Source organism: Chryseobacterium paludis (assembly GCF_025403485.1).
In the GTDB taxonomy this organism is placed as follows: Bacteria; Bacteroidota; Bacteroidia; order Flavobacteriales; family Weeksellaceae; genus Chryseobacterium; species Chryseobacterium paludis.
This window is the reverse complement of record NZ_CP099966.1, coordinates 4057151-4072024: the sequence shown is the minus strand read 5'-3', so window position 1 is coordinate 4072024 and position 14874 is coordinate 4057151. Positions and strand designations below refer to the sequence as shown.

The window sequence follows — 14874 nt, the reverse complement described above, 5'->3', positions numbered from 1 at the left end:
ACACATAATGACTGATTTCCAAAAAGTAATACAAGAATCTATGTTCTGGGTAGAAGGTCTAGCAGCTTTTACATCCATTTTGTCTTACAATAAGATCAAAAATCAATATTGGAAATACTTTATGTTCTATTTAATCTTTATTTTCTTGTGTGAAGCAGTGGGAAAATGGGGTGATTTAGTTATGGAATATAATAAAGCTGCGTTTTATAATTATTTTGTAATTCCTATTCAATTTATATTTTTTTATTGGTTATATGCCGCAAAATCATTTGAAAACAGAAAACTATATATTGTCTTATCTTTATTATATTTAGTATCATTTATCCCAAGTGAGATCCTGTTTTCTACCGATAAAATAATGTTTTCTCTAAATTACACTTTAGGTTGTCTTATTCTAATGATCTTGGTGGTAATGGAATATTATAAACAGATTAACTCTTCAAACATTCTTAGTTTTGGAAAAAACAGAATGTTTTATATCAACCTCGGTGTAACTTTATTTTATATTGGAACTTTACCTTTCTGGACATTTTTGACTTTAATCAGAGAGTATAGAGGAATTTTCAATATATATTTTGACTATTTTTTGATATCTGGAATTATTATGTATTTATTATTCTCAATTTCATTCATATGGGGAAAACAGAACTCTTAATAACCATTATCTTATTCAATATATTCTTTGTATTGTTTGTAGCCGCTGTTATGGTATACATCAGAAAATACAAGCAAAGAAAAAAAGAATATTTAAATGAAATTGAAATAAAAAACGAGATTCACCAAAAGGAACTTCTGGCTACCCAACTAGAAATTCAACAAGCTACAATGCAACAAATAGGACGTGAGCTTCATGACAATATAGGGCAGAAGTTAACGCTTGTAAGTCTTTATACTCAACAGCTTTTGTATGAAAATAAGGTTCCGGAAGTAAGTGAACGAATTGAACAGGTTTCACAAATTATCAATCAATCGTTACAGGATCTAAGAAGCCTCTCAAAAACATTGACTGATGACAACATCAACCAAAAGGAAATTGTAACTTTAATTCAGGAAGAGGTTGATAATACCAATGCTTTTAAAAGATGCAATGTAAGTTTCAATCATAACTTCAAACAGCTCGACTTAGGATTCGTGCATAAAAATGTTCTTTTGAGAATCACGCAGGAATTTATTCAAAACAGTATTAAGCATGCCAATTGCAAAAATATTTTCATTAACCTCAATACTTCCGAAGAAATACTTTGGGAACTTAATATTCAGGATGATGGAATTGGATTTGACAGATCCAGAATAACCTCAAATGGTATAGGGCTAACAAACATGAAAAACAGAGCTGAGATCATTGGAGCTCATTTTAGTTTGGAAAGTTTGAAAAACAAAGGAACCAGTATCAATATTATTTTAAAAAAACAGCCATGAAAAAAACAATTGTTATCGTAGATGACCACGTCCTTATTGCAAAGGCACTAGAAGGTATTATTGATAATTTTAAAGACTTTGAAGTTATTTATGTCTGTGAAAATGGAAAGGATCTGATCCAGAAATTTGAAAACAACAGTAAGATTCCTGATATAATTCTACTTGATATCAGCATGCCAATTATGGATGGTTTTGAAACTGTTCTCTGGCTTAAGGAAAATCATCCTGACGTTAAGGTAATGGCCTTAAGCATGCAGGGCGATGACAAAAGTGTCATTAAAATGATAAAGAACGGCGCAAAAGGCTACCTCCTAAAAAACACTCATCCAAAAGAGCTTGAAACGGCTCTTATTAAACTTAATACAGAGGGATTTTTTTATCCCGAGTGGGCGTCAAGAATTATTTTTTCCAATTTAAACAATGAGAAAGAATCTAAGGATACGGTGAGGATTTCAGATCGTGAAAAAGAGTTCCTGAAATATACTGTAACCGAACTTAGCTATAAAGAAATCGCTGACAAGATGTGCTGCAGCCCCAGAACTGTAGAAAGCTACAGAGATCAACTCTGTGAAAAATTAGATCTAAAAACCCGAGTAGGACTGGCTGTCTTTGCTATTAAAAATGGTTTCGATTAATTTCTAATCAATAAACCAATTGTAAAATAGGAATACATATGATTTACTATTTAGCTAAGATCTTGTTTAATCCCAATAAAAAATACTTTAAAAACTTTCTCGTTCTGAGGAAGTTTTTTTATTAAACGATGCTGTTTGGATCTAAAAAATTGCAGAAAAATGCATTTAGAATTTTAATCATTGAAAAATTCTACAATCTCAACCTCATCTAATCACGAAAATCATCTCGTTAAAAATATTCATTTAAATTTCAAATAAATCTATGTTTTACAATATTAAAATAATCTAAAGTTATTTTTTTAAACTAAAACTAAATTGAACATTAATAAATTCAATCCAAATTATATTTTGCGAATTATGCAATGAATAATAGATTTTGTTATATAATTACAATTAAATTGAAGAAAAATACATGGAAATTATGAAAATAGCAAAAATCAACTAAATCAGCTTCACCAAAGAGTAAATCAATAAAAATTGCAGTAAAAAACTATATTATTCACTTATAAAACAGAGTAAATATTATAAATTGATAAAATAGAACCTTGCAAACTAATTCAAAATAATATAATTTCGTTTTTCCACAAAATATATAAATATTGAATTAATGAAAAAACTACTATTCGGAATCCTTGCGCTAGGATTCATGTCCGCTTGTAACAGCGACAATGTAACAAATCAAAGTGAAAACCCTTCAAACAAATCTGAGCCTTCCGGCTTAGCTGGCAAAAGATTCTGTCCTTCAGAGGAAATCAGAAAACAAGCTCTACAAAACAATCCTGAGCTTAGACAAAGATATGCTGCACTGGAAGCTAATACAGAAAAATTCATGAACGATATCAAACTGGGAAAAGTTCTACCGGATGGTACTGTTGAAATTCCCGTAGTAGTGAATGTATTATATAAAACGACCGCTCAAAATGTTTCAGATGCAAGAATCGCAGAACAAATTGCTGTATTAAATGCAGATTATGGAGGAACAAATAGTGATGTTACTAAAATTCCTACAGAGTTCCAATCAGTAAAATCAGGTGATGTAAAAGTAAGATTCAAATTAGCAAATACGGTAAGAAAAGCGACTACAAAAACAAGCTGGAGCGATAATGATGCTATGAAGAAAGCGTCTACTGGCGGTATAGATGCAACTAACCCTACCAATTATTTTAACATTTGGGTGGTAAGTAGTATGCCAACCAGCCAAGGAGAAATTCTTGGATATGCCACTTTCCCAGAATCTGCTGGATTATGGAATGACGGTGTAGTTATTGCAGCTCCTTATTTTGGAAAAACTGGAGCCTCATCTCCATTCAACCTAGGTAGAACAGCGACTCACGAAGTAGGTCATTACTTAAATCTTAGACATATTTGGGGAGATGCAAATTGCGGAAATGACCTTGTAGCTGATACACCTACACAAACTTCTGATAATGCAGGTAAACCAACTTATCCTGTATACAATACATGTAGTGGTGTTTCAAGATCTATCATGTTCATGAACTATATGGATTATGTAGATGATGCTGCTATGTTTATGTTTTCAGCAGGTCAAAAAACTAGAATGCAGGCTGTAGTTGCCTCGTCTGGCTCAAGAGCAGGTTTAAGAGTTAACTAAAAAAACTTTTTATATGTTAAAAGTCTCTTCTCAGCTTTGAGAAGGGACTTTTTTTTATACTTTTGATATCGGTTTAAATTCAAAATTAAACTACACAAAAACACACAATGATGAATAAATTAGCATTAGCATCCTGCATGTTGCTAACATTATGCTTTTATAAAGCTCAGGATACTCTCCAACTTAAGAAGGATCAGCAATATATCATTTCAGATATTGCTATTTCAGAGAAAAAGACTTTCCTACAAAAAGAATGGGTAAAAAAATCAATTGCCCCTACTTTACTTTTTGCAGCAACAGCAGCAACTTGGGGAGAACGGGAAAACATCCGGGAAATCCGAAATCGTTATATTCCGGCTTTTAAAGCAACCTTTGATGATTACCTTCAGTATGCGCCCGCAGCAACAGTATATGGACTAAAAATAGCAGGGGTTAAAGGACGGAATAACATTGGAAGAGCCACCCTATCATATGCAACCAGTATTGCAATTATGGGCATTATCGTGAATTCTATAAAATACACCTCAAAAGTCGAACGCCCGGATGGCTCGGCAAAAAATTCCTTTCCATCAGGACACGCAGCAATGGCTTTCACTAATGCGAGCTTTTTACATAAGGAATATGGAATTGTAAATCCTGCCTATAGTATTGGTGGATATAGCGCTGCAACACTTACTGGTCTGGGCAGAAACCTCAATAACAGACATTGGATGCCGGATATTCTGGCTGGTGCCGGAATAGGGATTATCTCAACAGAATTAGGATATTTTTTTATTGATAAGATTTATAAAAATAAAGGTGATAACTTAAGTTTACTTTCCCGAATAGAAAGCAACGGAAATCCTTCCTTTCTTTCCATAAAATTAGGATCCGCTTTGGCTACTACCAATTTCCTTAAAGAATCTGAATTGGATGATCGAAAACAAATTGGTTTCGAGGCGGGATTGGAAGGTGCCTATTTTTTTTCAAAAAAGTGGGGCATCGGTGGAGATATGAGTTTTAGCAGTTTTCCCATAAAACCTATCCGATTAACATTAGATGACGAAGAGCATTATGAAAATTTTGATGTAACAACTCAGTCTTTAGGGTTCCTGAATTTCGGAATCGGCCCCTATTTCTCACATGAATTTTCAGAAAACTGGCAAATAACATTAAAAGCTACCGCAGGATACTCAACACCGGCTAGCGGAAAAATATTTGTAAAAAGTGAACACATTGATAATCCAAATAACGAACTTGAAGTCGCCTCTTATAAGCCTTCAAATGCTTTCCGATGGAATTTTGGAAGTGCACTTACCTATAAGCTTAATCCTGAATTAGGAATTACCGTATATGCAGATTATAATCAATTGAAATCTACGATGTCCTATAACTTCAGTGATATTGTAAAGGATGACGACGAGATGAATGAAGTATTTAACAGGGTTTATGCCAAAGAAAAAATTAAATATTTTACAGTAGGATTAAGATTGACAGCCTACTTTTAGTAAAAAATAAGCCTTCAAAAATTTGAAGGCTTATTTTTTATAAATTTTTAGAATTATTTTCCGGAGTATAATCCATAAATAGACCTCCGTCCAGGCTTACTTCCTTCACTTTCTTTTTGATTGGAATCGTTAAAGCAGTTTGTTTCTGATTTTTCTCCCATAGAGAAGGGGTAAAATGTAGATTTTCAACACCACCATCATCATACTTTATTACCGCATCAAATGGAATAGCAAACCCACCAATATTATCTATATTTACAGTAAGTAGATCGTTCTCCTGAGCTGCCTTTGTAATTTTCAGATCTATATAATTGTTGCTGTAGAACCAGTTATTCCAAAACCAATTAAGATCTTTTCCAGATCCTGTGTTCATAGAATTAAAATAATCCCATGGGATCGGATGTTTTCCATTCCAATTATCCATATAGTGATGTAGAGCTTTCTTAAACAAATCATCTCCTAAATAATCTTTCAGGGCCAAATATGATAAAGAAGCTTTAACATACGAATTGTTTCCATATCCTGAACCACTTACCTGGGTACTCATGGTTATAACAGGTTGATCCTGTTCTGTAGATGGATCGTTGATCCATTTTTTTACTCTGAAATTTTTATAAAATTCTTTTGCTTTTGCTTCTCCATTTTCATCAATCCCTATTAAATATTCTAATGTTGTCGCCCAACCTTCATCCATAAAAGCATAACGGGTTTCATTAATTCCCATATAAAAAGGAAAATAAGTGTGAGCAATTTCGTGATCGGCCGTTAATCTTGCATCCTGAAAATCATCAGGAATACTGCTATCATTGATCATCATTGGATATTCCATATCAGCATACCCTTGGATGGCAGTCATTACAGGGTATGGATATTCTACACCAGGCCAATTTTTTGAAAACCAATCCAGATTATAGCGCATCCAATCTACATAATGCTCAAAATCTTTTGCTTCAGCTCTATAAGCAGCCTGCACACTGGCTCTTTTTGTTTTTAGCTGAACACTTGCTCCATCCCAAACGTAATGATTGCTTAAAGCAAAACAAAAATCAGTAATGTTGCTGGCTTTGAATTTCCAGATATTCCATTTATTTTGCTTGGTTACCTTTCCTGATTTCATTTCTTCCTGATTGGCAATATGAACTACCTGGTCACTTTTTAATGAAGATCTGTATCTCTTTAAATAATTTGGCTGCAGCACTGAATCAGGATTCAGAAAATCTCCGGTTGCCCAAACTACATAATTTTTAGGAGCAGTAATCGCAAAGTTATAATCATTAAAATCATTATAAAACTCTTGCCTGTCTGAATGTGGAAGCACATCCCAACCATTATAATCATCATATACAGAAATCCTAGGGAAAGAATAAGCTACATAAAAAGTCTCAGGATCAATTTGCCCTTCTCTTCCACTTTGTACAGATAAAGGATATTCCCATTCTATTTTGATTTCAGATTTTGATTTCGATTTTAAAACAGTTTGTAGCTTGACACTTTCGACAGTCCCCCAATCGTCACTATTTACATTGTATTTTTCTCCATTTACAATGAAAGATTTAATATGTAAACCTAAAGATAAGAAGTCCTTTGATACAAAGCCAGATCTTGGAGCTTGCGGTTTATGAAGATTATTTACAAATCTTATCGCCAGTGACTGTAAATCATTTGGGCTATTATTAGTATAAGTAATGGTTTCTTTTCCAGAAACTACTTTTGTATTAGCATCTACTTTTACCTCAACATTATATATTCCTTTATTCTGCCAGTAGTTTTTTCCTGGAGCCCCTGAAATGTCGCGTGTTCCATTTTCATATGCTTTTTTTATATTTCTTGGCATGTATAATTCCTGACCTGAAAAATGGTGCACCGAAGCAACCATTAACCATCCAAAAAGCAGTCTCTTCATATCTTATTTTTAAAAATAAGTGTCAAAATTAGGTAAAATGTAACACAGAATTATAATTTATCATCTTTTTAAGTCTGATAAAAGCAAGTTTTAACATATTTTATTTACATCCGATCTTGTTCATCTGCCTTTTTTATGTTCTTTGTATTCTTAACAGACTGATTTCCAAAGTTAAATTTTAGGGTAACCGAAAAACTCTGAACATCACGATAATCCAAATAATAATTATCCTGATTAGCGTATTTTGTACTTACCTTCTCTCCGGAAGTCCTAAAAATATCGTTTAATAAAAGACTTGCTTCCAGCTTTTTGCTGAAGAATTTCTTATTCATCACCAAATAGGTGGTTGAAGAACTTGAAATCCTAAACGTTCCCTGTATAGAAGGAGAATTATACTGATGTCCAACTTCTATTTTCCAGTCACTGTTTTTATCTAATGTGAAGCTTGTGGAAACATCCGAAACCCAGTTCCAGACTTTATTTTTATATAAAATATTATCAACACCAATAAAATAATTTTGATTATTTTCAAGATTTTCAGATACACTTAAACTCCACCACGGCTTAAGCTGGAAACTTTTGTATAAACTCAACCCGTATGCTTCTCCTTTTTCAATATTTGTGTAATGATAGATCAGATTATTATTGCTGGGTTCCTGATATGAAATCTCCATTGATGGGGAAACCTCTTTTCGGTAATAAAAATCAAAATTCCATTCCTTCCAGGTATAAGTTAAATTAAGATTATGAATAATTGTTGCTTTCAATTTTGGATCACCCTGGAAATATGAAAACAAGTTATAATAGGACTTTGCAGGATTTAGCCATGAGTAGGAAGGCCTGCTGATCCTCTTTCCATAAGATAATCCAAATTGGTGATTATTCTCTGTTGTGTATTGGGCATACAAAGTAGGAAATACTCTCCAATAATTATTTGTATTCACTTCGTAAGGCTCCGAGACAATACCCTCAAGATCTGTTTTTTCAGCACGTAAACCGGCTTTAAAGTTCCACTTCCCGGGATTGTAAGCCATTGAACCATAAAGTGCAAAATTATGTTCCTTATAATCAAAAACATTACTTTTTTCAGGTCTGTATTCCACCTGCCCATTTTCGTTATCAGAAAAATCCAATTGACTATCTGTTTTTACAAAGCTATATTTTGCACCTGATTCCCACTCCCACTTCTCATTTTTCCATTGATAATCTGCCTGGGTAGAATACAACTGAACATTATTTCTATTATTCGTTAAAAAATTATTTTCTCCCGGAGGCTGATTAATAAAATCAAGATGAGTAAGAACATTTTGATATTTACGGGTATTATTTCCTGCAAAATAATTGATCCACGCCAAGCTGCTTTTTTTGTTTAATTTTCTTTCCACCTGAAAGCTTAAGGAATTATTGATGGAACGAGAATTATGATCATTGATTGTGATATAACTAGATTCAACCACATTTTGATTATTATAAATTAAAGTAGGTACATGATAAGTTCCGAAAGATCTTGGATTAAAATTCCCAGAGTAGTTGAGACTTAAATTAGTGAGACTATCCAATTCGTATTCAACATTAAAATTCAATGTATTCTGACTCTTATTTTTGTCTTTTCTGTTCATTGTACTGATCCATCTGGTAGCACTTTCTACGTAGTTTACATAATCTGTTCCTTCACGATAATAAGTTCCTGAACCAAAATAATAACTCCCCATCATTGAAAGCTTATCTTTCTTATAATATTGAGAAATTCCTACCAAGCCTTTTGCGTATTGAGTTTGTACATACTTGGAAGAAAGTGTACCACGATAGCCCTCTATTTTATTCTTTTTCATAACAATATTGAGAACAGCACTTCCTGATGCTTCATATTTCGCAGGTGGGTTGGTAATTACTTCTACAGTTTTCAACTCATCTCCTTGTGTACTTTCTAAAAGATTCTTGAGCTCATCCCCTGTAAGCATAACTTTTTTATCATTGATGGTCACCAGAATACTTTGACTTCCCTTAATAGCCAAAACATCATTATTAGCTGTAACACCAGGGGTTTTCTTTAAAATTTCCCATGCATTAAGAGAGGAAATATTGCTATTCTCCACATTAAATTCAAGACGGTCAATCTTTCTTTTAACCAATGGTTTTTGTTTCGTCATCACCACCTCCTGAATATCTTGAATCTCTTTTTTTAAAACAATATTTATCGGTTGATTTTGAATTTCCAAATCCAGGTTTTTCTCAAACTGGACATACTCCAGATCCTTAACGATTAATTTTACAGATTTTTCAGAAATATCCTGTATTACAAATTCTCCATTTTCATTAGTAATTAGTTTTTTGAGCAATTCATTTTTTGAATTTACAATTTCAATGGACACCAATGGAAGCTTTTCTCCTTCAGCATTTAATACCGTTCCTTCAATTTTTTGTTTCTGAGAAAACAGAAATATTGGGAGACATAAAAAAAATAGAAACTTATACATGACTTTTATTTTAACAGAAGAAAGATCTTCCGTTACAAAAGTGTATATTATCAGAGGAAATTTCGGTTAATAGAAGGTTAATGATGAGTTAATGTCTATTAGGAAAAAAGGAAATTTTTATATTTGTTCAGATGATTTCCAAAAGTAAAAATCTTATCGCTCTTTTTACAGTACTATTCTTGTTTCTCTTAGGAATTCAAGCTTATTTTACCTATAAAACATATCAATTAAGAGAGCGTGAAATCTATAGAACTATACATAAAAGACTTACTCCATATACGGACAGACTAGAGGACAAGGGTGGGGTAAAAAAGATACCTAATCAATCACTGCAACAGATCTTTATAAAATACAACAATAAAGAAATCAGTAAAAAAGAATTCTTAGACTTTTTCACTACTAACAGAAAGAATGTTGAGAAACAATTCAGCCAGTATGTAGATAACGAATTCAAAAAAGAAGGATATATAATCGCCGTGAAAATCGAGTATAAATCCATCACTTTTGTCCCTACAAAAACCAATCTCATAGATCAACCTATCATTGTTTACGAAACTGAAAATAAAGTTACAGAACCTGGATCCACCAATACCGGGACATGGGAAACTTCTTCAAAGTCAGTTTCTGATGATCTTCCAAAAATTGAAAGAAATAACACCTTCTTTTTAAAAAGCCAAACCAGTTATCAAATTCTAAATATTAAAAATATCGTTTTTAAAGACCTGGCTTTACTTATTTTATGTTGTATTGCAATACTATCCAGTGTTCTAATACTGTATATTTTCACCGTTAAGAATCTCATCCGACAACAAAGACAGGTTGAAATTTTACATACAGTTGTTGACAACATCTCGCATGAGTTTAAAACCCCCATTGCTACACTTAAAATAGCTTCAAAAGCTTTAAAAAAGAATTTAAATCCAGAGACACTACCACTTATAGACAGACAGATCACCCGTCTTGAAAACCTGATGTCTCAGCTTCATGAAGATGAAACAGAAGAAGAAATATCTACAACAAAACCCGAAGACTGGGACTTCTTTATTGAAGATCTAATCTTTACGTATTCAGAAATCCAGTTTGATTTAAAAAATGAAATATCACAAGAACTTCCATTTGATAAAAACCTGATGGAAACTATGGTGAAAAATCTTTGCGAAAATTCCGTGAAATATGGTGCATCTATTGTAAAAGTTAAGATTACCCAACCATTGCATCATTTAGAAATTGAAGTTTCGGATAATGGACAGGGAATGGAAAAAAAAGAATTGAAAAGCATTTTTGAAAAATTCTATAGAATACAATCCAATAACATACACAATACAAAAGGTTTGGGTTTAGGCTTATATTTTATTCAAAAAATCATCAAAAAATATAATGGAAAGATAGAAGTTGCAAGTAAGCTAAAAGAAGGAACAACGTTTAAAATACAAATGCCTTATGAAAACTAAAATTCTTTTGGTAGAAGATGATCCTGACTTTGGAATGATTTTGAAACAATATCTGGAGCTGGATGAATTTGATGTAACCTGGTTTCAAAATCCTGAAGATATAATACCTTTATTAGATTCGGACTTCTCTTTCCAAATTGGAATTTTAGATATTATGATGCCAAATATCGATGGATTTTCTTTAGCTAAAATAATCCTAAAAGAGAAACCCCATTTTCCATTACTTTTTCTAACCGCAAAAAATCAAAAAATAGACAGGCTTACCGGTTTAAAAATGGGTGCTGATGATTATATCGCTAAGCCTTGTGATCCTGAGGAACTGATCCTTAGAATAAGGAATATTTTAAAAAGAAGTACCCTTCCATCTGTAGAAACACAATTAAAAATCGGTGATTACATTCTCGATTCTGAAAAACTTCTGTTATCACATCCTAAGGGAAATGTTCGACTAACGATCCGTGAAAAAGATCTCATACTTTATCTTTTAAAATACAACCATCAAACCATAAAGCGTGATGACATTCTTGACAACCTTTGGGAAGCTAATGATTATTTTTCAGGAAGAAGTCTGGATGTTTTTATAAGCAGACTTAGAAAATATTTCAGTGATGACCCACAAATAAAAATCCAATCCCTGAGAGGAATTGGATTCGAAATTGATTTCCCGAAGAAATAATATTTTATAATGATAGATCTACAATAACAGGAAAATGATCTGAAGGGTATAATAAGTTCGTCCTTCTATCATTAATATGCCTATGGGATCTTACTTTCATTCCTTTTACAAAAATATAATCAATCCTGTCTTTAGGGATTTCATTGACATTGAATGCCGTGAAAGTTCCTACCGGACCATAATGTTTAGTTTCGGAATTATAAAAACTATCTTTAAGATTTTGAGAAATGATTTTAATTGGTTCACTGGTATCCGTTAAATTAAAGTCTCCACTTAACGTTAATGGTAAATTTTTAGGATTTAACCCTTTTATCTTTTTTAAAATTAATTCTGCGGATTTCGTTCTTGCTACATTTCCGATATGATCAAAATGAAGATTCATTGCTAAAAATTCTTTTTTAGATTTCTTATCCTTGAAAACAGCATAAGTACAAACCCTGTTGCAGGCAGCATCCCAACCTTTGGAAGGTTTTTCAGGAGTTTCCGAAAGCCAGAAAGTGCCTGACTGTAATACCTGCAATCTTTCTTTATCATAAAAAATAGCCGAAAACTCACCATCTTCTTTACCATCATCTCTTCCTACTCCTACATAATCATAGTTCTTCAATCCACTTTTAAGGTCTTTCATCTGCTCCGGAAGTGCCTCCTGAACTCCAAAATAATCCGGGTGATAATACATTAGTAAGTCCAGTACCTCCGGTTTTCTTTCTGTCCATGCATTTTCTTTATCAGAATCTACCTGAAGCCTGATATTAAAACTCATTACTTTAAGATCCTGTGAGAATCCAGTAGCAAAAAACATTAAAAAAAAGATTGAAAACTTAAAATTCATAATCATAATTATTTTAAATAATAAGATAACAAAAATAAAGCTTCTCTATGATAGAGAAGCTTTAAAAACATGATTATATTGTTAAATATTTGTTCTTTTAGATGTTTTAAAGAAAACTATTCTCTTGTGAATTTGAATTCTTTTGAGCCCTGCGTAAAAGTAATCGACTTTTTATCTTTACTAAAAATGATAGCGAGTCCAGCCTGATCAAAAGTAAATTTACTGTTACCAGCATATTCAAGCGGAAACTCAGGTTGTCCTGTTCCTTGCCCAAAAAGCTGTCCGTTTTTTTCAGTAAATGTTATTTTTATTGGAACTTCTTTACTACCAAATATTCCTGTAAATTCTTTCAGGTTAATTTTTTCAGCAGGCTTTACTTCTTCTGTAGGCCAGCTATTATTTTTCGGATTAATATCTGGGATCTGAGAATTCGGATCCAATTTCACCTCATTGATCTCTTTAGCAGTATCTACTTTAAAAGTCCATTCGTTATTACGTTTCCAAAGTTCAATAGGAAGTTTTACAATCTGTGTGGTTCCATCTTTAAACTTGATCTGTACTGTAGTTGGCATCGGTAATTGACCAAGATTCTCAACCGTAATCTGAGCTCCATTTTTAAAATCGCCATTGATGTATTTCACGTTCTTAACGGATTGATCAATTTTCCATTTATTAAAGAACCAACCCCTCCAGAACCAGTTCAGTTCTTCACCGGAAACATTTTCCATTGTATGAAAGAAATCCCATGGTGTTGGGTGTTTAAAAGCCCATCGTGCAATATATGTTCTAAAGGCCTTATCAAATTTTTCAGGACCAAGAACTGATTCTCTTAAAATCCCTAATCCCATACCCGGTTTAAAATAAGCAAGAACGCCAATGTTTCTTTCTTTCATATTATCGGCACCAACCATTATCGGCTCAAAATTATCACTCATCAGAAAACTTCCGGTTTGAGCGATATTCTGTTTTTTATAATATTCACCTTTATTGAAAGCTTCTGTAGATAATTCATTGATAAATGTATTAAAACCTTCGTCCATCCATGCAAATAACCTCTCATTAGAACCTACAATCATTGGAAACCAGTTGTGTCCGAATTCATGGTCGGTAACTCCCCAAAGGTCATCGCCTTTAGAATCCATATGACAGAATACAATACCCGGATATTCCATTCCACCTTCATTTCCAGCAACGTTTGTGGCTGCCGGATAAGTATATTCATACCATTTCTGAGAATAATGTTCTATTGCTGCCTTGGTATATTCTGTAGATCTCCCCCAGGCCTTCTCACCACCACTTTCTGCGGGATAAGCAGAAATAGCTAAAGATTTTTTACCACTTGGCAGGTTAATTTTTGCTGCATCCAATACAAATGCCGATGAAGATGCCCAGGCAAAATCCCTTGCCTGATCTATTTTAAATTTCCAGGTTTTAGTTCCTGAGGATTGATTTTTACCAATTTCTGATTCTGGACGGATCATTATAGTTTTATCACTGTTTCTTGCCTGCTCCCATCGGTTATTTTCTTCCTTGCTATATACTTCTTTATAATTGAGAAGTTCTCCAGAAGCTACTACATACTGATTAGCTGGAACCGTAATGTTTGCTGTGATATTTCCATATTCTAAATAGAATTCTGATGCACCAAGATAAGGCATTGTATTCCAACCCAGCACATCATCGTAAACACACATTCTTGGATACCACTGTGCCATGGTGAAAACTTTACCATTTTTAGTTTCCTGTACTCCCATTCTATCAGACCCATATTCTGGAGATACAAAAGAATACTCTATTGTAATTTTTGCGACTCCACCTTTTGATTTAAGATCCTTAGGCAGATCAATCTGCATTCTCGTATCGGTAATCGTATATTTTACATCCTTACCGTCAAGTTTCACAGATTTAATTTTATAACCACCTTCCAGTTTTTCTCCATGAGCACCATTTCGGCTTCCTGTCATAGGTACTACACCATTACCACGTGAGTCTTTCTCAAATAAATTCTGATCCAGCTGTAACCAAAGAAAGCTCAGTTGATCCGGGCTGTTATTGGTATATTTAATTTCAGCGGTACCTGTAATTTCATTTTTAGTATCGTTCAGGCTAACATTTAGATTGTAGTCAGCTGAATTCTGCCAATAAGCATGACCTGGCTGCCCGCTTGCAGAACGGGTTTCCGTCCCCGTCTGAGGATAGAAGAAAGGTTTGAATGCTTCTACATAATCATATTTCGGAGTTTCCTGAGCAAAAGCAGATCCTGAAAACAGAAAGACTGCAATAGCGGAAACAAGGGTTGGGAGTTTACAATTCATTTAAAAAAAATTTAAGATCTTGTTAGATAAGTAAAAAAAATCCCGAACTTGTTACAGATTCGGGAAT

11 protein-coding genes are annotated in these 14874 nt (G+C 33.3%); 7 read left to right on the top strand and 4 right to left on the bottom strand.

Annotated elements, in window-relative coordinates; translation table 11 throughout:
* Window positions 1–7: 7 nt before the first annotated feature.
* The 5 genes from NG806_RS18485 to NG806_RS18465 all read left to right on the top strand — a co-directional run bounded on the left by NG806_RS18485 (window position 8) and on the right by NG806_RS18465 (window position 5153).
* Window positions 8–655: a hypothetical protein gene (locus NG806_RS18485; protein ID WP_251040590.1), complete on the top strand. Its 648-nt coding sequence runs from the start codon at window positions 8–10 to the stop codon at window positions 653–655.
* A complete protein-coding gene (locus tag NG806_RS18480) occupies window positions 634–1419 on the top strand; it encodes a sensor histidine kinase (protein WP_214831244.1) in 786 nt (261 codons plus the stop codon). The genes NG806_RS18485 and NG806_RS18480 overlap by 22 nt, the downstream gene beginning before the upstream one ends.
* Window positions 1416–2054 (top strand): response regulator transcription factor, encoded by a 639-nt coding sequence (locus NG806_RS18475; RefSeq protein WP_214831243.1) that lies wholly within the window; start codon window positions 1416–1418, stop codon window positions 2052–2054. The genes NG806_RS18480 and NG806_RS18475 overlap by 4 nt, the downstream gene beginning before the upstream one ends.
* Before the next feature lie 607 nt (window positions 2055–2661).
* Window positions 2662–3666 (top strand): zinc metalloprotease, encoded by a 1005-nt coding sequence (locus tag NG806_RS18470; protein ID WP_214831242.1) that lies wholly within the window; start codon window positions 2662–2664, stop codon window positions 3664–3666.
* A gap of 107 nt (window positions 3667–3773) precedes the next feature.
* On the top strand, window positions 3774–5153 hold the full coding sequence (locus tag NG806_RS18465) for a phosphatase PAP2 family protein (protein ID WP_251040589.1): 1380 nt from the start codon (window positions 3774–3776) through the stop codon (window positions 5151–5153).
* Window positions 5154–5190: 37 nt separating this feature from the next.
* On the opposite strand, the gene NG806_RS18460 is transcribed toward NG806_RS18465, so the two are convergent.
* Both NG806_RS18460 and NG806_RS18455 read right to left on the bottom strand, forming a co-directional pair.
* On the bottom strand, window positions 5191–7056 hold the full coding sequence (locus tag NG806_RS18460; protein WP_214831241.1) for a M1 family metallopeptidase: 1866 nt from the start codon (window positions 7054–7056) through the stop codon (window positions 5191–5193).
* A gap of 104 nt (window positions 7057–7160) precedes the next feature.
* Window positions 7161–9533, bottom strand: coding sequence for an outer membrane beta-barrel family protein (locus NG806_RS18455; protein WP_261510996.1), 2373 nt, complete (start codon window positions 9531–9533; stop codon window positions 7161–7163).
* Between the two features lie 131 nt (window positions 9534–9664).
* On the opposite strand from NG806_RS18455, the gene NG806_RS18450 reads away from it, so the two are divergent.
* Together NG806_RS18450 and NG806_RS18445 are read left to right on the top strand one after the other, a co-directional pair.
* Window positions 9665–10984 (top strand): sensor histidine kinase, encoded by a 1320-nt coding sequence (locus NG806_RS18450; RefSeq protein ID WP_261510995.1) that lies wholly within the window; start codon window positions 9665–9667, stop codon window positions 10982–10984.
* A complete protein-coding gene (locus tag NG806_RS18445; RefSeq protein WP_261510994.1) occupies window positions 10974–11660 on the top strand; it encodes a response regulator transcription factor in 687 nt (228 codons plus the stop codon). The genes NG806_RS18450 and NG806_RS18445 overlap by 11 nt, the downstream gene beginning before the upstream one ends.
* 4 nt (window positions 11661–11664) lie before the next feature.
* Here the strand turns inward: NG806_RS18445 and NG806_RS18440 are convergent, their stop codons facing one another.
* Entirely contained in the window at window positions 11665–12462 is a 798-nt protein-coding gene (locus tag NG806_RS18440; protein WP_261510993.1) for an endonuclease/exonuclease/phosphatase family protein, read from the bottom strand.
* Between the two features lie 146 nt (window positions 12463–12608).
* Window positions 12609–14807: a M1 family metallopeptidase gene (locus NG806_RS18435; protein ID WP_214831236.1), complete on the bottom strand. Its 2199-nt coding sequence runs from the start codon at window positions 14805–14807 to the stop codon at window positions 12609–12611.
* Window positions 14808–14874: the final 67 nt, after the last annotated feature.

Excerpts from the sequence above, each read along its gene's own strand:
- NG806_RS18485 (WP_251040590.1), top strand. The coding sequence starts at position 8 with ATGACTGATTTCCAAAAAGTAATACAAGAATCTATGTTCTGGGTAGAA.
- NG806_RS18480 (WP_214831244.1), top strand. The coding sequence starts at position 634 with ATGGGGAAAACAGAACTCTTAATAACCATTATCTTATTCAATATATTC.
- NG806_RS18475 (WP_214831243.1), top strand. The coding sequence starts at position 1,416 with ATGAAAAAAACAATTGTTATCGTAGATGACCACGTCCTTATTGCAAAG.
- NG806_RS18470 (WP_214831242.1), top strand. The coding sequence starts at position 2,662 with ATGAAAAAACTACTATTCGGAATCCTTGCGCTAGGATTCATGTCCGCT.
- NG806_RS18465 (WP_251040589.1), top strand. The coding sequence starts at position 3,774 with ATGATGAATAAATTAGCATTAGCATCCTGCATGTTGCTAACATTATGC.
- NG806_RS18460 (WP_214831241.1), bottom strand. The coding sequence starts at position 7,056 with ATGAAGAGACTGCTTTTTGGATGGTTAATGGTTGCTTCGGTGCACCAT.
- NG806_RS18455 (WP_261510996.1), bottom strand. The coding sequence starts at position 9,533 with ATGTATAAGTTTCTATTTTTTTTATGTCTCCCAATATTTCTGTTTTCT.
- NG806_RS18450 (WP_261510995.1), top strand. The coding sequence starts at position 9,665 with ATGATTTCCAAAAGTAAAAATCTTATCGCTCTTTTTACAGTACTATTC.
- NG806_RS18445 (WP_261510994.1), top strand. The coding sequence starts at position 10,974 with ATGAAAACTAAAATTCTTTTGGTAGAAGATGATCCTGACTTTGGAATG.
- NG806_RS18440 (WP_261510993.1), bottom strand. The coding sequence starts at position 12,462 with ATGTTTTTTGCTACTGGATTCTCACAGGATCTTAAAGTAATGAGTTTT.
- NG806_RS18435 (WP_214831236.1), bottom strand. The coding sequence starts at position 14,807 with ATGAATTGTAAACTCCCAACCCTTGTTTCCGCTATTGCAGTCTTTCTG.